Source organism: Nostoc sp. (genome assembly GCF_036917535.1).
Taxonomy (GTDB): domain Bacteria; phylum Cyanobacteriota; class Cyanobacteriia; order Cyanobacteriales; family Nostocaceae; genus Nostoc.
In genome coordinates, this window is record NZ_JBALDA010000113.1 from 20,499 (window position 1) to 42,539 (window position 22,041).

15 protein-coding genes and 1 tRNA gene are annotated in these 22,041 nt (G+C 40.2%); 13 read left to right on the forward strand and 3 right to left on the reverse strand.

What is annotated here, in order from left to right; genetic code table 11:
• Positions 1 to 31: 31 nt before the first annotated feature.
• From hsdR to cas12k, 9 genes are all read left to right on the forward strand, one after another.
• Positions 32 to 2,686 (forward strand): EcoAI/FtnUII family type I restriction enzme subunit R, encoded by a 2,655-nt coding sequence (gene hsdR, locus V7K56_RS36650; RefSeq protein ID WP_334919063.1) that lies wholly within the window; start codon positions 32 to 34, stop codon positions 2,684 to 2,686.
• Positions 2,683 to 4,209: a type I restriction-modification system subunit M gene (locus V7K56_RS36655; RefSeq protein WP_334919065.1), complete on the forward strand. Its 1,527-nt coding sequence runs from the start codon at positions 2,683 to 2,685 to the stop codon at positions 4,207 to 4,209. The genes hsdR and V7K56_RS36655 overlap by 4 nt, the downstream gene beginning before the upstream one ends.
• On the forward strand, positions 4,206 to 5,441 hold the full coding sequence (locus V7K56_RS36660) for a restriction endonuclease subunit S (protein ID WP_334919067.1): 1,236 nt from the start codon (positions 4,206 to 4,208) through the stop codon (positions 5,439 to 5,441). The genes V7K56_RS36655 and V7K56_RS36660 overlap by 4 nt, the downstream gene beginning before the upstream one ends.
• 3 nt (positions 5,442 to 5,444) lie before the next feature.
• Positions 5,445 to 7,409 (forward strand): HsdM family class I SAM-dependent methyltransferase, encoded by a 1,965-nt coding sequence (locus V7K56_RS36665; protein ID WP_334919068.1) that lies wholly within the window; start codon positions 5,445 to 5,447, stop codon positions 7,407 to 7,409.
• On the forward strand, positions 7,406 to 8,977 hold the full coding sequence (locus tag V7K56_RS36670) for an AAA family ATPase (protein WP_334919070.1): 1,572 nt from the start codon (positions 7,406 to 7,408) through the stop codon (positions 8,975 to 8,977). Before V7K56_RS36665 ends, V7K56_RS36670 begins: the two co-directional genes overlap by 4 nt.
• Positions 8,974 to 10,218 carry a hypothetical protein gene (locus tag V7K56_RS36675; protein WP_334919072.1) on the forward strand — a complete coding sequence of 415 codons (1,245 nt, stop codon included), beginning with the start codon at positions 8,974 to 8,976 and terminating at the stop codon, positions 10,216 to 10,218. Before V7K56_RS36670 ends, V7K56_RS36675 begins: the two co-directional genes overlap by 4 nt.
• Before the next feature lie 609 nt (positions 10,219 to 10,827).
• Positions 10,828 to 11,220, forward strand: a complete 393-nt coding sequence (locus V7K56_RS36680) for a hypothetical protein (protein ID WP_442940380.1) — start codon at positions 10,828 to 10,830, stop codon at positions 11,218 to 11,220.
• 326 nt (positions 11,221 to 11,546) lie between these two features.
• Positions 11,547 to 12,803, forward strand: a complete 1,257-nt coding sequence (locus V7K56_RS36685; protein WP_334919074.1) for a hypothetical protein — start codon at positions 11,547 to 11,549, stop codon at positions 12,801 to 12,803.
• A gap of 11 nt (positions 12,804 to 12,814) precedes the next feature.
• Positions 12,815 to 14,752, forward strand: a complete 1,938-nt coding sequence (cas12k, locus tag V7K56_RS36690; protein ID WP_334919076.1) for a type V CRISPR-associated protein Cas12k — start codon at positions 12,815 to 12,817, stop codon at positions 14,750 to 14,752.
• A 1,000-nt stretch (positions 14,753 to 15,752) separates the two neighbouring features.
• Here cas12k and V7K56_RS36695 read toward each other — a convergent pair.
• Positions 15,753 to 15,826, reverse strand: a tRNA-Pro gene (locus V7K56_RS36695).
• A 136-nt stretch (positions 15,827 to 15,962) separates the two neighbouring features.
• On the opposite strand from V7K56_RS36695, the gene lipA reads away from it, so the two are divergent.
• The 3 genes from lipA (at position 15,963) to sigC (ending at position 19,796) form a co-directional block, all read left to right on the forward strand.
• A complete protein-coding gene (gene lipA, locus V7K56_RS36700) occupies positions 15,963 to 16,847 on the forward strand; it encodes a lipoyl synthase (RefSeq protein WP_334919078.1) in 885 nt (294 codons plus the stop codon).
• A gap of 24 nt (positions 16,848 to 16,871) precedes the next feature.
• A complete protein-coding gene (locus tag V7K56_RS36705; protein ID WP_334919136.1) occupies positions 16,872 to 17,804 on the forward strand; it encodes an NAD(P)H-dependent glycerol-3-phosphate dehydrogenase in 933 nt (310 codons plus the stop codon).
• Between the two features lie 741 nt (positions 17,805 to 18,545).
• Positions 18,546 to 19,796, forward strand: coding sequence for an RNA polymerase sigma factor SigC (gene sigC / locus V7K56_RS36710; protein ID WP_334919080.1), 1,251 nt, complete (start codon positions 18,546 to 18,548; stop codon positions 19,794 to 19,796).
• A gap of 14 nt (positions 19,797 to 19,810) precedes the next feature.
• Here sigC and V7K56_RS36715 read toward each other — a convergent pair whose 3' ends face one another.
• Positions 19,811 to 19,939 (reverse strand): hypothetical protein, encoded by a 129-nt coding sequence (locus tag V7K56_RS36715; protein ID WP_334919082.1) that lies wholly within the window; start codon positions 19,937 to 19,939, stop codon positions 19,811 to 19,813.
• A 383-nt stretch (positions 19,940 to 20,322) separates the two neighbouring features.
• Between V7K56_RS36715 and V7K56_RS36720 the strand changes: the two genes are divergently transcribed.
• On the forward strand, positions 20,323 to 20,778 hold the full coding sequence (locus tag V7K56_RS36720; protein WP_292844215.1) for a Fur family transcriptional regulator: 456 nt from the start codon (positions 20,323 to 20,325) through the stop codon (positions 20,776 to 20,778).
• Positions 20,779 to 20,909: 131 nt separating this feature from the next.
• Here the strand turns inward: V7K56_RS36720 and V7K56_RS36725 are convergent, their stop codons facing one another.
• Positions 20,910 to 22,040 (reverse strand): peptidoglycan-binding domain-containing protein, encoded by a 1,131-nt coding sequence (locus V7K56_RS36725; RefSeq protein WP_334919084.1) that lies wholly within the window; start codon positions 22,038 to 22,040, stop codon positions 20,910 to 20,912.
• Position 22,041: the final 1 nt, after the last annotated feature.

A 22,041-nucleotide genomic window follows, 5' to 3' on the forward strand; every position in this document is an offset into this window, starting at 1 on the left:
TGTCTGTAATTTTGTCAGAGAGGCTAAAACAATGAGTCCTTATAACGAAGCAGACACACGCGCCAAACTAATTGACCCCCAAATTAAATTATCTGGTTGGGGGGAGAGCCAAATTGAGCGCGAACACTACTTTGTTAAAGGACAACCAGTTACTGCGGGAAGAATATATTTAGTTGGGGAAGAATCTCGACGGCGACAACCTCGCCGTGTCGATTACTTGCTGCGTTATCAAGAGCAGATGATTGCCGTTTTAGAGGCAAAGGATGAGACGCATACGGCTGGTGCGGGTTTAGAGCAAGCAAAATCCTACGCTAAGATGCTAGATGTGCCTTTTGCCTACTCCAGTAATGGACATGGGTTTGTAGAATTTGATTTTTTCTCAAATCAAAGCCGGGAAATATCTTCATTCCCTGCACCAAAAGATTTATGGCATCGCTGGGAGCAGTATCGCAAGCAAGCAACTGCACAACTCCCAAGTAACCGTGTTGCAGATGCTGGAAGTTCTTATATAACGATGCGAGTACAGCAAAGTAATCCGCTATTGTATCCTGTTTGTCCTGCTTCGATTTGTGGTAAAGAACCCCGCTATTTTCAAGAAGTGGCTATTCGTCGTGTGATTGAGCGGATGATGGCTGCTCAAAAACGCATTTTGTTGACAATGGCTACGGGTACAGGAAAAACTTTTACTGCCTTTCAGATAGTTTGGAAACTGAGAAAATCAGGTTGGCTAAAAAAACCTGTTCTCTTTATCACAGACCGCATAGCATTGTGCAATCAAGCGTATAACGCATTTACTGCTTTTGTTACAGGACAAGCAGACCCACGGGGATTAATTCGTGGTGGGAGATTTAATTCCAATCGGAAGTTATACTTTGCCCTTTACCAGTCACTTGATGCTGAAGATGATGGAGAAGCTCTTTTTAAGCGCATTCCTGATGATTTTTTTGGACTTATTATTATTGATGAGTGCCACCGCTCTGGTTTTGGCAAGTGGAATGCAATTCTGCAACACTTTGGTGAGGCTATCCATTTAGGGATGACCGCTACGCCAAGGCAGAGTGAAAGTATTGATACATATTCTTATTTCTGCTCGGAAGAACCTGAAATTCCCATTGACCTCGAAGATCCTTTAAAGGGAAATTGGCAGCCGCCTGCATACAGCTACAGCCTTGGTCAAGGAATTGAAGATGGTTTCCTTGCAACTTATAAGATACATAAGGTTAGAACTAGCATTGATAAAAACGGATTGCAAATCGAAGATGCACAGGTACTAGGTGCAGAAATATATGTGCCTGAAAACTCAAAGTTGCGGGATGTTTATTTGACACCACAGTTTGAACGTGAAATTACTGTGCCTGACCGCACCGCAGCAATGGTAAAACATTTGGCAGGTTTGCTCAAGCGTTTTGGGTCAATGGACAAGACAATGGTTTTTTGTGTGGATATGAGCCATGCCAGATTGGTTGCTCGTTTGCTGCAAAATGAATTTTCTGATCTCGGTTACTCAGATTACGCAGTACCAATTATCGCAGAAGAAGGTGAAGCCAGCTTTTGGTTAGACCAGTTTCAAGACAGCGATCGCATAACTCCGGTAGTGGCTACAACTGCCGAGTTGCTTAGTACTGGTATTGATGTGCCATCGTGTCGAAATATCGTTTTTATGAAACCCATTTCCTCGCCAATTCTCTTCAAGCAAATTATTGGTCGAGGTTCGCGGATAGATTCGGTAACAGGCAAGGAGTGGTTTCGGATTATCGATTATGTAGGAGCTTGCCGACTTTTTGATGAATGGGATTCTCCTCCAGAAGAAGTAACGGTTGAAACTACAGCAGCAAGAACCAGTATCCTGGAAGGAACTGTGGTTCATGGTGATACAGGAGAATTTCTGGTTGGTGCTTCTGTCAGTGCGCTAATTGCTGTTAACCAACAAATTAGTTCCATTCACACTGACAATAATGGATACTTTATTATTCAGAATCTTCCAACTGGAAGTACTCGTTTGTCGGTGACTGGTAAGGGATTTCGATCCAGGAAGGTGACTATTGAAACTGAGCGAGATACCACCCAAACGGTTACTATAGAACTCAAACCTCAAGGAATACCTGTTAGTAAAATTCGCGTCAACGGGTTGGAGGTAACAATTGCTGATGAAGCCACGTTTCTTATGGAGGCTACAGGCGAGCAATTTACCTTAGCACAATACTTTGACTATACTAAAGCCAAAATCATAGGCTGTGCGCCAGATTGGAAACAACTCCATGAAATTTGGACAGTTTCAAGCTTGCGGCAAGCGTTTTTGGAGGAATTAGAGGCTGAAAGCGTCCATATTGAGGTATTAGCTGAGGTGTTAGCGCAACCGAGAGCAGACCAATTTGACCTTTTGGCGCATATCGCTTTTAGCAAACCAATTCACACTAGAGACGAGCGGGTTGAAGCATTCCTGAACTACGAACAACAATTTTTGCAAAGCCGAACACCAGATGCACGGGAAGTTATTTTAGCCTTACTTGAGAAATATCGCTTGGCGGGTGTGCAAGAAATAGTGAATCCTGAAGTTTTTCGATTGTCGCCTTTTCGGGAAATGGGACAAGTGTCAGGAGTTGCTCAACGTTTTGGTACGATTAATAATCTGCGTCTAGCATTAGATGAGGTGCAGCAACGTTTGTACCGTGAGGAAATAGTGTGAGCCGCGAACAATTAACTAATGATATCTGGAAAGCATGTGACATACTGCGCCGTGACGATAATTGTGGCGGTGTAATGGAGTATGTCGAGCATATTGCTTGGTTATTGTTCTTAAAATTTTTTGATGAGCAGGAAGAAATTTTTGGGCTAGAAGCTGAATTAGCAGGTCGAAGCTACAAGCGAGTTGTTGATGAAGCTTATCGCTGGTCAAACTGGGTGCCAAAGGCGTTAGGTTCTAGAGTAGGGGATAACGGTCGCCGCACTACCCCAGAATGGGATGGTGATGGATTAATGCAGTTTGTGCGGGGAAAACTGATACCTTATTTAGCTACTCTCAACGGTTCATCGGAACGTGAGGTTATTTCTGGGATATTTAGTGACAGGAATGTTGTTCTCTGCGCTTCGCCTTATAATCTGAAAGATGTATTAGAAATTATTGATAGCATTGACTTTAAAAATCCTGATGATATTCACACTGTTTCCCATATTTACGAGGGCTTGCTAAAACGACTGGGAAGCGAAAATAAGATGGCAGGGGAATTTTACACACCCCGTCCTATTATTCGTTTCATGGTTGAGGTAATTGACCCCCAAATAGGAGAAACGGTTTACGATCCTTTTTGTGGCTCCTGTGGGTTTTTGGTGGAAGCATATTCACAAATGCAAAAGCATGAGAAAACTACTAAAGACCACAAAATTCTTCAGTACGATACTTTTGTGGGGCAAGAGAAAAAAGCACTTCCGGCTCTGCTTGGTATTATGAATATGGTATTGCATGGCATTCGAGTTCCTGATATCCGCCGACGCAATACACTGGCAGAGAATTTAAAAAATGTATCAGAGCGCTTTGATATTGTAATTACAAATCCTCCCTTTGGAGGAAAAGAAAATAGTCAAATTCAAGAGAATTTTCCGATAAAAAGTAATGCTACGGAACTATTAGCTGTTGAACATATTATTAAGAAATTAAACCTATCAAGTAAAGCGCGTTGTGGCATGGTAGTACCAGAAGGAACACTTTTTAGAGGTGGTGCTTTTGCTACTATTAAAGAAATGTTACTTAATGATTTCAATTTGTTTTTAGTAGTTAGTTTACCTCCTGGAGCTTTTGCACCTTATTCGGATGTGAAAACAGCATTGCTATTTTTTGAACGTTCAAGTTCTACAAAAGAAGTTCTTTATTATGAAATGTCTTTACCTGAAAATTTGAAAAAACTCAGTAAAGGTAATCCTATTGCAGATGAGTATTTTGATGAAGGACGGGAAATTGTACGGCTATGGCGAGATTACAGTCAGGGAAAAGTAACCCCAAAAGAATTTCCTGATAGTAGTTGGTTTGTAGATAAAAAAACCTTGGTTGAGCGTGAATATGATTTTTCAGCCCGAAATCCTAATCGTTTAGAAGGGGAAAAGTTACCGCATCCGTTGGAGTTGACTGCTAGAATTATTGAGAATCAACAAAAGTTTCAGCAAAGTTTAGAGCGCCTTCACAAGATGATTATTAGACAAGATGAGGCGTTATGATACAAAAACTTAAATCCAATTATATAACCTGGGAAGAAGAAAAAATTGGTCAAATATGCCAGTTAATAAACGGACGAGCATTCAAGCCTACAGAGTGGTCAAGTAGTGGATTAAAGATTGTTAGAATTCAAAATCTTAATAATGAAACTAAACCTTTCAATTATTATGATCAACCAATTGATGCCAAATTTAAAATTAACAATGGAGAAGTTCTAATTTCCTGGTCAGTAACTCCAGGAACATCTTTTGGAGCGCATCTATGGAATCGAGGAGAAGCAGTATTAAATCAACATATTTTTCGTGTAGTTTTAGACGAGTCCAAATGCCTTAAAAAATTTTTTATTTATGCAATTAATTGGAGAATTGAAGAATTAATATGCAAAGCGCATGGTGGAGTTGGACTTCGCCATATTACAAAGAAAGAACTTGAAAATGTAACTATTCCTATACCATTTAAAAATGATTCTAAACGTTCTCTCGATATCCAAAGTAGAATTGTTACGCGTATAGAAGCACTGCTAACCGAAGTTAATGACTCTCGTCGCTTGCTTAACGTAATGTGCAAAGAAGCGAATCAAATAATGGATATAGTTTTAGAACAAGTTTATGACGAATTAGAGAAGCCTCAATTTGCTGTAATACCTTTGGGTTCTTTGTTAAGTAAAAAGCCGCAGTATGGAATTTCAGAAAAAGCATCTGAAAATTTTGAAGGAACTGCGATATTACGTATGGTAAATATAAAAAGAACAGGAAAAATTTCTTTTGAAAATCTCAAGTATATCCAACTTAGTTCTAACGAGCAAGAAAAATATATTTTAAAAAAGGGCGATATTCTATTTAATAGGACAAATAGCGCAGACTTAGTTGGGAAAAGTGCAGTATTTGAAAGCAATATGGTTGCTATATTTGCTTCATATCTTATTAGGTTAACTCCGGATCAAACGAGAATTAAATCTAAGTATCTTAATTATTATATAAACTCAACACAAGGTCGTGCTTACATCCAATCTCAACTGACCCGTGCAATAGGTCAAGTTAATGTTAATGCTCAAAAACTTATAGTGATGCCTGTTCCTTTACCAGATACTCAAATACAAGAACGGATTATTGCTTACTTTGACACAATTCAGACAGAAGTAGAGGAAATACTAAGATTTTTAGAACAAGATGCTAAGTTGCTTGATATGCTTGAGCAATCAATTTTAGAGCGTGCTTTTCGGGGAGAATTGTAGGATATGGCAACTATCGGGGATTTACTTAATCAGGTTTGGTTAGAATTTCGCAAAGTCGGAATTTCTTACGACCTTGCTATTATTGAGCATATCGCCGCGTTTTTGTTAGAAATTAATGGGCTGGAATCTTCTGAAGAGGAACTCCAACCTAGAAAGTCAAGCCAAGCAAATTTAGATACTGAAAAAATAAAGCAACTGCTTAGTGAGGCTGCGAACATAGTGGGAGGAGCAGCAAAACTTTTAGATAGCCATATCGTCTTTTCTCTACCAAATATGCTCCCAGGTGGAGGCTACCCCACACCTCGACATATTGTTAAAACTATGACTTGTCTTGCCAAAGTCGAGCCAGCCCATAGCCTAGCAGATTTTACCTGTGGTAGTGCTGGGTTATTGGTCAACCATTCAAATGAACGTCAAGGTATGACTCTCGGCGTTGACATCTCTTCAGAATGGGCAAAGCTTGCTTATGCAAACATTAAACTGCATGGCTTAAACGCTAGAATCTTACATCACAACGCTCTGTCTGTTTTTCTTCAAGAAGAAGAACTAGAAAAAACAAACTTTGATAGAATTTTGATAAATCCTCCTTTTGGTGAAAAAATTGATGCCAATTTAGCAGAAAGAAGCTTAGGACAGAAAGTTGGTAGCCGTAGCGAGACGGCACTTTTAGCCTTAGCCTTGCAAAAACTTGCTCCAAATGGACAAGCAGCAGTTTTAGCCCCATCAGGTTTATTATTTAGCAACAGTACGGCTGAAGCGTTTTTGCGTCATCAGTTAGTTGATGAAAATTCACTGAAAGCAGTAATTTCTTTTCCAAAAGACGCTTTTCAACCATATAGTTCTCTACAAACCTATTTACTGTTATTTAGTAAAAGTAATCCTAGCGAAGAACATTTAACTTGGTTTTGTCAGGTTGAATATGATGGTTATCCGAGTGGTAGAGGGCGAGATTTGACTCAGCAGCCCTCAAAATATAGCGATTTACCTTTTTTAGAAAAATTTATTGTTAATTTTGAAACAGATTCGAAATTAGAATTTCCAAATCAAGAAAACGCCTTAATTGCAGTCAGAAAAATTACAGATGGTGCAAATTTATTGGGTATTGTTTGCCGTGGTATTACTTCACAGCTAACCTCAATTTTAATACATTTCTACCCATCGTTTGAGAAACAGCCCCCTCTCCTTTTGCTAGAGACAGCAACCACAGAGCAAAGTTTATGTATACAAATCCTATTAGATGTTAATGCAGAATCATCTGTAGTTGAAAATAGACTAGAATTTATTGAAAAACGCAAACAAAATAAAAAAGATTCAGATCCTGGTATTAAATTACTATCTCAATCAGTAAAGGCAAGAGGTATTGCGATCGCTCTTTTTAATCAAGTTGCAACGATACCGGAAGCAAGGCTTTTAGGTATGGCTGTCGAGATTAATGCAATCAAAGAGCAATCTTATGATTTGCGTCCAGAACGGTATATTGGTAAACAAGAAGAATTGCGCCTTGCAGATTCACCGACTCAAATATTAACAAGAATTTATGGCAATCAACGGCAGCTTCAAGAGCGCATTGACAGCTTATTTGGTCGCTTAGAAATGTCTCCCATCGCTGGACTGCAAATTCCATCTCCATTATTAGAGGTGGAACCATTTGGAATATTTAGTGAAGAACAAACAATAATTTGGGAAAAGATACGTAAAAAAACAGAGCTAATTACCCCAGAAAAACCAGATAATGGCTTGACAGCAGTACATTTTACGCCAGAGGATATAGAAATAAGCGATACAGGAGAAGTATCAGACACTAATCGACAAACTATTGACCTTTTGGAGTGTATGGGGATAATTGTACCTGTTACCATAGCAGATACAAAAACTGGTGAATCTATCGCTTTTTACCGTCGTGTCACGGAGCGCGATAAATGGGATTTAGACTCACAAGGTTCTGTATTGACAGGAGGGAGCCAATGAAACTACAACGGCTTTACATAGATAAATATAGAGTCTTGAAAGACTTGAATATAAAATTTAGCTCCTCAGCTGAACATCCTATAGCTTTGGCTCGTCGTCCTGACTACGCGCTCGATTTTTTAGTAGGAATAAACGGAACTGGTAAATCAACTGTACTGCAACTTTTATGCGATTTAATGCAGAGATTAGAGCGCATTACCCAAGCTCCTATTCCATATTTATTTATACTGGAATACGACTTAAATGAGGGTAATCAAAGACGTAGAATAAAAGTCTCTAATATTCCAGATGAAGAAGACGAAGAAACTGAATACACAGCACCTGTAAAAGTTTTGGAAAACGGTCAGCCAGTTTCTATTAGTAATTTTTTGTTTCCAAAACAGGTACTTGCCTACACAACTGGTGGTGAAGAAGATTGGAAAAATTTGGGACGTGAAACCTCTGAAAGTACAGTAGGTTTAGAAGCTTTTCAGAGTTTGTCTCATTCAGAGCGTGCTTTAGAATTAGCTATACGCGAATTACCAGGAAAGCCTCTGAGTTCCTCATTATATGAAACTTCTCAAGAAATCAACAAACAGAACGAAGAACAAATATTTCTACTTATACAATCTCATCAACTTGATAAAGTTATCCTCTGTGGTTTATTAGCAGACTTAGCTGAACCCAAAAATCGTCGATTACTCAAAGTTTTGGATGCAGTAAAGATAAAAGATGATGGTTTTGTCGGTTTCTCCTTGAAATTCCGTAAAACTCATCAACCAGCTTATGTTGGTGATTGGAACGATGTAGAAAAGCTAGCAGAGATTGCTACCCGTAGACTACGTTTAGGAAGCGACTACCTACTAATTTTTGATTTAAAAAATTCAAATAACTCAATTCCTCAACAAATAATTGAACAATTTTTCACATGCCTGAATCTGTTTAAAAAGTTAGCTCGACTAGCTAACATAAATACTGACGGGCAATCAGTTTTGAGAGAAGTAAACATTTTTCTGGAGCGTCCTTCAGCCACAAAACATCCAGAGATAGAAGTAGATAGTTCACCATTGCATTTACTCAAATGGTTTAGTGATGGTGAACGTACTTTTTTGGGAAGGATGTGCTTGATGCGGCTTATAAGCGCTACCGAATCGTTAATTTTACTTGACGAACCAGAGGTTCATTTTAACGATTTGTGGAAACGTCAAATTGTTCAATTTCTGGATGAAACATTGCAAGGATGTCACAGTCACGTTTTGATTACGACACATTCCAGCATCACACTTACAGATGTTGCTAGCGAAGATATCATAGTTTTAGATAGGAATGGTAGTTATACAGATACTGCTATAAATCCTGCAATAAGAACCCTTGCTGCTGACCCCAGTGATATTATGGTACATGTTTTTGGTGCGCCACATCCTGCGGGTGAGTCAAGCGTAGAACGTATCAAACATGAACTTGACACTTTATCAAATTGCCAACCCGAGGAAAAGCAACAAGCTTTAGAAGGATTATTATCTGTTGTAGCTCAGGGATATTGGAGTTATCGAATTAGACGAGAATTGTCGGCTATTGAAAAAGAATGATTTATCAACTTAAATTACCAGAACTAACTTTAAAATGTTTGACAGATGTTGTTTACTTACAAATGTGCTTTTTAAGATATGCATCCTCAAGAACAGCGTTAGACCAGCAAAGCTGTGAAAAGTATTTTAGCCGACATCGACGATTTCGAGGACGATATCAACAAATTGCTAAATGGCTTTGGGGGAAAAAAAGGCTTACATTTCTAAAGCTTTTAGAAAAATTTGCTCAAGGTTCTACTGAGGAAAAACGTCAGTGGAGCAAGCAAATGTATCGGGAGGTAATTGAATTTTTACAAAATCCAGTTGGATCTATAACGCCAAACATAAATAAACCAACTCTATCATGGCAGATTGCTGCCACTGAATTCTTAATTAAATTTTATGATGAGTATCTAGGTGACAGTAAAGGTGCATTTCCTAAATCCTTTTTTTCTGGCTCTGAATTAGAACGGTTTGGAAGAGAGAAGTTCCTATCAGAATTTGAAAAATTAAATCGTATTAAGGTCTGTCCTGCATGTGACGATGAACGTTATAGCCGTATAGACCATTACCTTACGAAAATATTTTACCCACATCTTTCGTGTCATCCATATAATTTAGTTCCTATTTGCAATACTTGCAATAGTGATAACAAAGGGGAAAAAAATTTACTTGGGAGTAAATCAGGTAATCTACGTAAATTAGAAAATATATTTTTACCATATCGAGGAGATGGTTTTCAAACAGATACTTATCTAAAAATTAGCTTAGAACAAGGTTTAAGAAAACCAATTATAATTGGGCTTAAAGTACACCCAGGTAAAGACCTTTTAGAACGAGTAGAAGTATATCAATATATATTTAATATACCCGACAGATGGCAAAAATCAATTCAAACAATTGATGAATTAGTTTATCGTCAAATAAAACAGAATATTCAATCTCATGTTGACGGAAATTCTTTAAAACGCGGCAACCTTAATATTTTCGGAGTACGCGACCTTCTAGATGGAATATTATGTAATTTATTTGATAACCAAGGACTAGTTCAATGGCATTTCCCAATGACTTGGCATCTTGTTACTCTAATCAATCGGGAAATAGAGCCTGCTGTACATAGTTCTACACCAATAAATCTTGAAAATTACGAATTGCTAAAAGATATCGCAGATTGGTTAATACAAGATACTATTCCTCACCCTGTACATGAGCGTCGTGATCTTGCACAAAAATTATGCAATGTTGTGTTAAATAGAGAATAATTTTCCTTTACTTAAATGCAATCACTAAATGAAAAATAAAATTTGGTGGATTTTAGCTAATCGTATAAGAATCACAGCTAATGTGATCGCAGTCTGCCTCACTCGCAATACTTGACGGTAATTGATAGAAGCAACTAAAACGCCAGCTACGGAAAAATAGCACCACAATTCGAGATGAAAACACATCAATATCTAAAAAATAGTCATGAATCGTGAGTAAGTGTGTTACTCAAATCAAGTAGGGTGATAGACATCAATCGCCCAAGGGCTGAATATAGAATCGACGCGCTCAGTGAAAAGCCCTTGGAGCCGATGGAATACTGTAAAAAATGGGTTGATATGTCCCCCGATGATCGGGGGTATAGAAAAGCGTGCATAGCCACTCTCACCGAAGCAACCGGCCTGAGTCCAAGGACTATAGGTAATTGGGGTTCCAACTTCGAGAAGCGCCCGAATTATGTAGCGCATATTTTACGAATGGCGGATAAACTCAACCAAATCAAAAAAATAGTCTTACCTCTTGACTTTCCTCAAGAATAATTTACTCGTGATTCGTGACTAAAATACTTGTACTATAGGCAGATATTTCCTAAGTTGAGGTCAGCAAGCATGGGTTTTGCGTGCAGTAGCTTGATACTTCCACAAATCTCTGTTGCTGTAACCCTTAGTAACTCACGAACGCTCAAGATGCAAACTGGGAGGCAATCCCACCAAAACAAACATCAAATTGATACCCTCTGTCAGTTGCCCCTGGAACCGATGGAGTATTGTCGTCGTTGGGTTACTCACGAACCAGGACGTAATTATTGCAAAGCTTGCATAAATGTGATCGCGGAGGTTACAGGTACTAGCCCAAAAACTGTTAAAGATTGGGGGACAGAGTTTCACCGACGACCAAAATACGTTACCCGAATTTTGCGGCAAGCCGACCTGATTAATCAATTCAAACAGCTAGTTGTTAAGGGAATTATTACTTTGCCCTCTGACTTCCCTCAAGAATAAGCGAGTATGTATAGCAATCGAAGCATAGGTTAAGACAGTATTGATTGCTCAAAGCCTTAAAGCAACTGGATTTTTACTCAGCACTCAGTACTTTGCTATAAATGCCTCCGCCTGCTCTTTTATTGGCTAGAAGTAGCCTTTCTGAAAGCAAGTTAAAGTGTCAGAGGCGATCGCTACTCACTACCAATTGTGCCAAAAACCCCTTGCTCTGATTACAAGGGTAATCTTAGGCTGAGATATAGAAGTACTAATTGGAACAGGCAACAGGTTTAATGAATTCAATCAGCACCGTTGAAATCAGCAAAAATCCTTGCAAAATCGAGGTTATGGATAATTCTATTCTCATTCGTGATTTGCAAATCCCCCTACGTGAAGCTGTAGATTACCTACAACTTCTTTCACAATCAGAAAAAGAAAAGGCTTGCCTAAATGCTTTTGAAGCAGGATTCTTTTGCCTCCAAAGAGTTCAAACCCTTACTGATACAGAATTTGTGAAACGACAGTTTGAGTCTTTGCTTGTTGATATTTCTAAAGCTGTTGGAGTTATACCTGAAACCCTTGAGCAAAGATTAATCAGTCAACTTAGTACAGATGATGGTCAAGTATTTGCTCTAATACAAAACCAAATTAATTTAACCAAAGCAGTTCTCACGGAACAACTAGAAGGAGTGAGAATATTGTTTCAACAGGAGATTGACACCTCGAAAGAGACTTCAACTCTTGGCGGCGTGATGAAGAAATTGCAGGACTTGTTAAATCCTCAGTATTCTGGCTCAGTACAAGGCGTATTTATAAAGGCGTTAAATAATGTCACAACAGAAAACGGAACTTTAGCTAAAGCCGTTAAGAACGTAGTTGAGGAAGCAGTTAAACCATTAGCTAGCGAACTAGATCAATTAGCTAAACAAATTCGAGAAAAAGAAGTGGTAGAGTCTGTTCTGGAGCAAACTATTGCTAAAGGAGGAACTTACGAAGAAGCTGTGGTCGTAGAACTACAAAATTGGTCAAAGCTTTGTGGTGCAGAGGTTTTTCATATTGGTAATGATAAAGAACCTGGAGATATTCTCATCAAGCTGAGTGCAAACTCAATAGCACTAACAGAAATATCAATAGTGATTGAAGCGAGAAATCGAGAATCTAAACGATGGGGTCGAGGAAGAATTTCTAAGCAATTAAGCACAGCTATGGAAAAGCGTGGAGCAAATACTGCTATATTTTTGAGTCGTACTCGTGATGGTTTAGCTCACGAAATTGGTGAATGGGGGCAAGGGATATGTGAACAAGGTTTATGGGTAGCTACTACACATGAGCTACTAAATGTCGCTATCCAATTTTTGATTATTCGCCAACAGTTGGCATCTCAGCAACTCGTTAACTCTCAATTGGATTATGCAGTGATAGAAGCCCAGCTTCAGCGAATTCAGTCATCTTTAGATTACGTCACCAAGATTAATACTCATTTAACTTATATACAAGAAAATGCGGACGGAATTCGAGCAAAAGCCAAAGCTATGAGAGTTGATATTCGGAATAGTATCTCCGAAATTTATGAAGCAGTTCGTCTTAGTCAGATTGCAAGTTAGTAGGAAATAATATGAGTGTTATCACTATTCAATCTCCTCTGTTTAGTGATGAAAACAGCCTCCGCCTGTTTTGGGAACTGATGGTTGAGAAAAACACACCACTGATTAACGAATTATTGGAACAACTAGGCAAGCATCCTAATTTCGAGACTTGGTTACAAAAAGGTGAAATGCCTAAAGACACTATTGAGACAATATGCGACTCTCTCAAAAAGCAAGAGCGCTTTGCTGGCCAGCCAGGTCGTTTTTACACATCAGCAGTTACTCTAGTCAAGGAAGTTTATAAGTCTTGGTTCGCCTTACAAAAGCGACGACAGCGCCAAATAGAAGGAAAAGAGCGTTGGCTAAAGATGCTCAAAAGTGATATGGAATTACAGCAAGAAAGTGAATGTAGCTTGGATGTTATTCGGGTCAAATCTACTAAAATTTTGACTTCATTTGTTGCTAAGTTCACTCAAGATAAAAAAAAGCAATCCAAAATTAAAAAAGGCAATAAGACTAAAAAAAATAAAAAAGACTTTTCAAACACTGCTCTTTTCGGTGGGCTATTTGATATTTACGATAAAACAGAAGACTGTTTATCTCGGTGTGCCCTTGCCTATCTGCTCAAAAATAACTGTCAGGTTAGTGAGGTTGATGAAGATCCCGACCAATATGCTAAGAGTAGACGCAAAAAAGAAATAGAACTTGAACGTTTAAAAAATCAAATCAAAAGTCGGAAACCCAAGGGGCGAGATTTAACAGGAGAAAAGTGGCTAAAAACTTTGTCAGAGGTGGTTAATCAAATTCCTCTAAATGAAGATGAAGCTAAATCTTGGCAAGCTACCCTCCTGAGAGGAAATAGCTATATGCCATATCCTGTTGAATATGAAACCAATACAGACCTAACTTGGTTGACAAACGATAAAGGTCGTATCTTTGTCAAATTTAGTGGGATGAATAAACTAATGAATGAACCCAAATTTGAGGTTTATTGTGATTCCCGCCAGCTTCATTATTTTCAACGCTTCTGCCAAGACTGGCAAATTTGGCATGAGGACAAAGAAACATACTCTTCTGGGCTATTTATTCTCCGTTCTGCACGTCTGCTTTGGCAGGAAAGAAAAGGTAAAGGTAAACCGTGGAAGATTCACTGCTTAATTCTTCAATGCTCTGTAGAAACACGTTTGTGGACACAAGAGGAAACAGAACTAGTTCGCCTTGAAAAAATCAACCAGGCTGACAAAACTATCAGCAAAATGGAACAAAAAGGTAGTTTAAAGAAGAATCAGGTAACTCGTCTAACAAAAGAGTTAACCACGAGGCGCAAACTTAACACCTCCTTCCCTGGTCGTCCCAGTAAATCTCTGTATCAAGGAAAATCTAATATTCTGGTTGGTGTAAGCTTGGGTCTAGATAAACCCGCAACAGTTGCTGTGGTAGATGCTGCCAACAATAAAGTTCTTACTTATCGCAGCGTTAAACAATTACTGGGTGATCACTACAATCTTCTTAACCGCCAGCGACAACAACAGCAACGTCTTTCACACGAACGCCACAAAGCTCAGAAACAAAACGCGCCAAACTCATTTGGTGAATCAGAGTTAGGACAATATGTTGATAGATTACTAGCAGATGCGATTGTTGCGATCGCAAAAACTTACTCTGCTGGCAGCATTGTTCTACCTAAACTCCGCGACATGCGAGAAATCATTCAAAGCGAAGTTCAAGCAAGAGCAGAGAAAAAAATTCCAGGTTACAAGGAAGGTCAACAAAACTATGCCAAAGATTATCGTGTCAGCGTCCACCGTTGGAGCTACGGTCGATTAATCGAGAGCATCCAAACCCAAGCTGCAAAAAGTGGAATATATATCGAAAGCGGGCCACAGCAGATTAGTGACAGCCAACAGGAACAAGCAAAAGAATTAGCTTTGTTTGCTTATCAAGAGCGCCAAGTTGAGATACTTTAGTTAAAACACTGAACCTTGAAAATATAATATAAGAATAATAGCGCCGCAGTTCATGTTCTTTAGAGCCAATGTACTGTGAAAAATCTGGGTTAGTTTGACGGTTGTCAGACCGTTTTGCTTTCTGACCCTGTAGCTGCCCGCTTCTGATGCTGCTGTCGCAAGACAGGATAGGTGCGCTCCCTGCAATAAGAAGTAAGGCTTATTAAGCCCTAACCGTTCTAGCAACGGTGCGGATTACCCCAGTGGTGGCTACTGAATCACCCCCTTCGTCGGGGGAACCCTCCTAAATATTTTTTTGGCGTGTCGAAGCGGGGGCAAAATCCCTGGAGTCCTGCCAAAACTTTAAAACCCTTATCCAGTCTTGACTTGATAAACTAGTGTGTGAATGCATTTAGTTTTTTAATTTTCAGTTCGAGACTCTTTTAAGCAGACCTGCCAATTTATATGTATGGAAAGCTTTTATAGCAAGGGTTATAGACGGGTAGAGTTTCAACAACCATCCCGGCTAGGGGTGGGTTGAAAGCGGTAACGATGGTCGCCCAGATGGTTTTTCTCGTGTTTCAACAACCATCCCGGCTAGGGGTGGGTTGAAAGGGGAGTCCAGGAACCAAGCCTCTGAGTCGCTAAATAGTTTCAACAACCATCCCGGCTAGGGGTGGGTTGAAAGATGAAGCAGTATTTGCAAGCCATAGGATAAGCGGGTTAGTTTCAACAACTATCTCGGCTAGGAATAAGTCACTAGTATTGTTGAATTTTTATTTAAATTGCAAGCTTTTTGGGAGGGTTGAAAGGCGCACTTCGTTCGGGATGATCCTGAATGTTTGCAGATATATTGGAATTATGATGAGTTTATAACTGAGCCTCCTACTCCACTCAAAAAAAGTCAGCTATCTATATTTAAGTCCATAGGAAAGCAGTTGACAAATAATTTGTCGCTCTATGAGTTTTGACAGATTATTTGTCGCCACGGCCAAATAATTTGTCGCTCTACAGCGACAAATCGGGATGACTGGATTCGAACCAGCGGCCCCTTCGTCCCGAACGAAGTGCGCTACCAAGCTGCGCTACATCCCGCCATAAAAATGGCATTGTAAATTAAGAATATCACAACCTGTGCCAAATAACAGAATTACATCTATATACGATCGCTTCATCAAAGACTTTGCTTGCTAGGATTGAGTTTGTATAACTCTAGTGGTAAAAGCGGATTGTGACTGTAAAACCAGACTGGTTGCGGGTGAAAGCACCTGGACGTGAGCGCATCGGTAACGTTAAAGAAATTTTGCGGGATTTAGCCCTCAATACAGTTTGCGAGGAAGCGTCCTGTCCGAATATTGGTGAATGCTTCAACGCTGGGACTGCTACGTTTTTGATTATGGGCCCGGCTTGTACACGCGCTTGTCCTTACTGCGATATTGATTTTGAGAAAAAACCCAAACTACTAGACCCCACGGAACCTACACGACTGGCCCAAGCTGTTCGTCGCATGAACCTTAATCATGTAGTCATCACTTCTGTAAACCGAGATGACTTGCTTGATGGTGGTGCATCTCAGTTTATAGCGTGTATTGATGCAGTTAACTCTGTTTCACCCAACACCACAATTGAAGTGCTAATTCCTGACTTATGCGGTAATTGGAATGCTCTAGAGTCGATTCTACAAGCTGCGCCAGAGGTATTAAACCACAATACCGAAACTGTTCCACGCCTATATCGCCGAGTGCGTCCCCAAGGAAACTATGATCGCACATTAGAATTATTGCAGCACACTCGTCAACTTTCTCCTCACACATACACTAAATCCGGGATCATGGTTGGACTCGGTGAAACTGATACCGAAATCCGCCAAGTCATGCAAGACTTACGAACCGTTGATTGCGACATTTTGACAATTGGGCAATATCTCCAACCCAGTCAAAAACACTTGCAGGTAAACGAATTTGTCAATCCAGAACAATTTGCTAATTGGAAAGCGTTCGGTGAAGAAATTGGATTTTTACAAGTTGTTTCTTCACCATTGACAAGAAGCTCATATCATGCAGAACAAGTTAGAGAATTGATGGAACGTTACCCACGCTCAAAAGTTAGGAGTTAGGAATTAAGAATTATGAGTGAGCAGATGTACTCCAACACAAAACTTTCTGTTGCAATTCTTGGTGCAGGTGCTTGGGGTGCATCTTTAGCAAATCTTGCCGCTGCAAATGGTCATCAGGTGCGCGTGTGGTCGCGTCAAGGTTCCCAAATCCAAGCAGTTTTAAAAGATGTGCAAATAGTCCTGTCTGCTATCTCAATGATTGGTGTGAGAGATGTTGCTTCCCAAGTCCAGTCTTTTCCCCTTTCTCCAGAGACAATTTTTGTGACAGCGACGAAAGGCTTAGACCCTCAAACCACCTGCACGCCTTCACAAATTTGGCAAACAATATTCCCTAACCATGCAGTGGTTGTTTTGTCTGGGCCTAATTTATCAAAAGAAATTCAAATGGAATTACCAGCAGCTACAGTGGTAGCCAGTAATATTCCCACGGCAGCGGAAGTAGTACAGTTAGTATTTTCTTCTCATCGTTTCCGGGTATATACCAATCCCGACCCCTTGGGCGTGGAATTAGGGGGAACACTGAAAAATGTGATTGCGATCGCAGCAGGTGTGTGCGATGGTTTACAACTGGGAACCAATGCCAAAGCTGCTTTAGTCACCCGTGGACTTACAGAAATGGTTCGCATCGGCAACAACTGGGGTGCAAAGACGGAAACATTTTATGGTTTATCAGGTCTAGGAGATTTGTTAGCAACGTGCAACAGTCCCTTAAGTCGCAATTACCAAGTCGGCTACCAGCTAGCTGGTGGTAAGTCACTTACAGAAACTCTCGCAAATTTACAAGGAACTGCTGAAGGAGTGAACACTTGCCAAGTTTTGATGCAACGAGCCAAGCAACAAAACATCGCAGTCCCAATTACCGAGCAAGTTTATCGGTTACTTCAAGGCGAAATCACACCCGGACAAGCACTTGACGAACTAATGTTGCGAGATATTAAGCCAGAATACAACTACTAGTACCGCAAGGCGGAATTCAAAATTCAAAATTAAAAATTCAAAAGGAATACAGCGTAAGCGTTTCGTTGATTTGGAATGGTGAGGCAGTCCGGTCTTGGGGGTTCCCCCCATGAGGAACTGCCGAACCCGAAGGGGTGGTTTATTTACGCCGCGCTGTACTAGTAGTTTGTCAAATTGAAATTGGCAAGTTAAGGCTGATATGCAAGAGGATACAGGGACACGGAGAGAGTATTTGATCGTTTATCCGCATTTTCTATCTCTGTGTCGAGAGAATTTTTGCCGTTAATGCTAATCACTTCCCTGATATCTATTAGTTCTACTTATACCTGAATAATCCTGAGAAAAAATTGGTAAATCGTCAGGATATTACTTTTGTCACCATGTAAATGTGACTATGCCAATTATAAAGATGACATTCACCGAAGAATGTTTATACCGTGTTACAAAAGTTACTATCAAAAAATCATCAAAGTTGAAATGTTAACTAAGTAGTTGAAATATTGAAAGCCTAGCTGTGAATTTAAATAGCTATTGGTTGAATCAAAAGTTTAGTAGCCGATTAAGTTCAGTAATCCTGTATCTAATAAAACCCTTACAGTTAATTTCTAAAAAAATTGTAATGGAACGTTCAACCATGTTAGTTCATCGTGAATCACGGGAACAATAGCAACAGTTGAATAGCTGACCGTAATCTAAGCTGACCGAAATCTATTGTTACCTGGAGCCATTGAGACGATCTTTATGCCAGCAACATCTTTTTATACAGACGCCCCCTACAACACCAAAAAGTCTAGCCAGGCTTTGGACTCGGATCTCACGATTGATGAAAGTGAGTTATCGGTAGATGACCTACAGGAGCTAGAGATGGCTTCTGTTGACAATGCTAACTTTGCTACTAGCACCAACCGTCGGAGTACAGACCTAGTACGTCTATATCTTCAAGAAATTGGTCGGGTTCGCTTGTTAGGGCGTGATGAAGAGGTTTCAGAAGCTCAAAAAGTCCAACGTTACTTGCGGATGCGGATAGTACTTGCTAACGCTGCCAAGCAAGGGGATGAAGTGATTACGCCCTATCTTCGGTTAATTGAAGTTCAAGAACGTCTTACTTCTGAACTGGGACATCGGCCGTCTTTGGAAAGATGGGCTGCTACTGCTGATATAGTTTTATCCGATCTTAGGCCGACTTTGGCAGATGGCAAACGTCGCTGGGCAGAAATCGCCAAGTTGACAGTAGAAGAGTTGGAACAAGTTCAATCCCAAGGACTCCAAGCTAAAGAACACATGATTAAGGCGAATCTTCGTCTGGTTGTGTCTGTTGCTAAGAAATATCAAAATCGTGGTTTGGAATTGTTGGATTTAGTCCAAGAAGGTACATTAGGTTTGGAGCGGGCTGTAGAAAAATTTGACCCAACTAAGGGTTATCGCTTCAGTACTTATGCTTACTGGTGGATTCGTCAGGGTATTACACGGGCGATCGCTACTTCTAGTCGCACGATTCGCTTACCGGTTCATATTACTGAAAAGTTAAACAAAATCAAAAAAGCCCAACGCAAAATTGCTCAAGAAAAAGGTCGCACCCCAACTCTAGAAGATTTAGCAACTGAGTTAGAGATGACACCGACCCAAGTACGAGAAGTTTTGTTGCGGGTTCCTCGCTCAGTTTCTTTGGAAACCAAAGTAGGAAAAGATAAAGACACTGAGTTAGGCGAATTACTCGAGACCGACAGTGTAACTCCAGAAGAGATGTTAATGCGAGAATCTTTACAAAAAGATTTGCATCATCTTCTGTCAGACTTGACTAGCCGGGAGCGCGATGTAATTCTGATGCGGTTTGGTTTGGCAGATGGTCATCCTTATTCTTTAGCGGAAATTGGCCGCGCTCTTGACTTATCGCGCGAACGAGTCCGCCAAATTGAATCCAAGGCTTTGCAAAAGCTACGTCAACCCAAGCGCCGCAACCTGATTCGCGACTATTTGGAGTCTTTAAGTTAGTCATTTGTTATTAGTCATCTCTTACAAAGTTCTGTTCGCCCTTGGCGTTGCCGTAGGCATCGCCAGAAGCCGGCGCTCAACGCCAGTTCGCCCAAGTCGGGAAACCCTGACTGTGCGACTGGCTCGACTTTGCGCTTTGTCATTAGAAAACTACAGTTGACAAACGACTAGGGACAAAAGGCTGATTTGATCCCTAAGTTAAAAGCCTTTTATCAGCTTACAGCTAATAATTAGCATTAAATTTTACAAAAGTTTTCCCCAAATATCTTGAAGGTGGGGAGCAACTGAGCAATTTAAATTTAACTTATGCAAAATTCAAAGTCAAGGGATGCAATCGTTATAAGTATCCTAACTATTAGCTGTATGCAAATTAAATGTATTACAGCTTATTACTTGAATTTTGCTCAAGATTTGATGAATTGTTCTTAAATATTTAGTAAAAATTCTCAATAGGCAATGATTGTTGCAAATTGCTCAAAAGATTTGTTATATTCTCAATTAACGATATTTGTTGAGAACTATTAGTATGACTGTCTACACAACTACTTCACTTAAGGCAGAACTGAACGACCGAGGCTGGCGTTTAACTCCCCAGCGCGAAACAATTTTACACATTTTTCAAGAACTTCCGCAAGGTGAACATCTGAGTGCGGAGGATCTTTATCATCGGCTAGAAACTGATGGTGAAGGGATCAGTCTGTCAACTATTTATCGGACTTTGAAGTTGATGGCAAGGATGGGAATTTTAAGGGAACTAGAATTGGGCGAGGGACATAAGCATTATGAGATCAACCAGCCCTATCCTCATCATCACCATCACTTAATTTGTGTTCGATGCAACTCAACTATTGAGTTTAAAAATGACTCAATTTTAAAAATTGGCTCAAAAACCGCTCAAAAAGAAGGTTTTCACCTACTGGACTGTCAAATGACCATTCATGCAGTGTGTCCCAAGTGTCAACGGGCGCTGATGCCGCTTTAGCACTTGGGTGAATAAATAAGACGAAACTACTCAAATTAACCAAATAAATGGAATCTGAGCAGTTCGTAATTTGCTGTTACTGGAGGCAAGTAACCAGTTGGGAACTGATACTAACGACACCAAAGCGGATGTTAAAAGCGTCCGCTTTTAAGATCCTTAAGACTAATCCCGTAGAATTCTTGGGCTTGTTTTATCGCTTTTTTGGTGTCATCTGCCATCACACCATTCAGCTTGCCTTTATAAAAACCCCGCTCCCGTAGTCGGGTTTGAATTTCTAAGGTATTAAATTCGCTTTTGCTAGTAGTATTAACTGAGTTATATAACTTAGCTCGTGTAGTTGGGCCAGCAACACCACTTGCTGCTAAGAAATTAGCTGCCTGAAATCTCTTTACAGCATCAGCAGTATAGGGGCCATAGTAGCCATTTGGCTCTCCCTCTAAATATCCTGCCTGGATCAATTGTTCTTGAACAATTCTAACTGGCTCACCGCGATCGCCTACACGAAGTTTGTCTCGATTGACTACCTTTTTGGGAGCCTCTTCTCCGTCACCGATGCCAACTCCCGGCAATTTCGCCAATGTTGCTGGGCCTACAATTCCATCAACGCTTAATTTGTAAGAATCTTGGAACCGCTTGACAGATTCTTCGGTAATTGGACCAAATATGCCTGTGGCGTTTCCATAATAAAAGCCTGCGATTCTTAACCTTTCTTGCAAAGCTTTGACATCTTCACCTTCATCTCCCTTAGCAAGGTAGTTGGGATTGCGGCGTTTGCTGGTGGCTGAATTAGTAGTACTGGGCTTTTTGGCTTGTGCGCTTACAGCAGTAGTCCTTTTAGCTTGTGTAGCCCTAGTTGTGGGCTTTCTCGCCTGCCAATTTTCTAATTTTTGCAGGGTGTTTGCTCCTACAATGCCGTCCACTGGTAAACCAGCAGCCTTTTGGAAGCGCCGCACAGCTTCTTGTGTGGATGCGTCATATACTTGGGTAACAGAAGCTTGGTAAAAACCTGCTGTTTTCAACTTTTGTTGTAGATTTCTGACAGAAGGGCCTTGATCGCCTTTTTCTAGAGCCATGACGCTACTGACAGCACCAAGAATAGATAAAGACAGAGCAAGGGGCAACATATACTTCCAAGCTCTACCTGAAAGCCTTTTCCAGTCTGGTGCACCTGCGTCCTTAAACAAAGAACTGAGCCAGACCAATTCACTGGGTGTGCTGTCTTCGTAGGCGAAAGCTAGGTGCAAATACGCAAGATTCTCCATA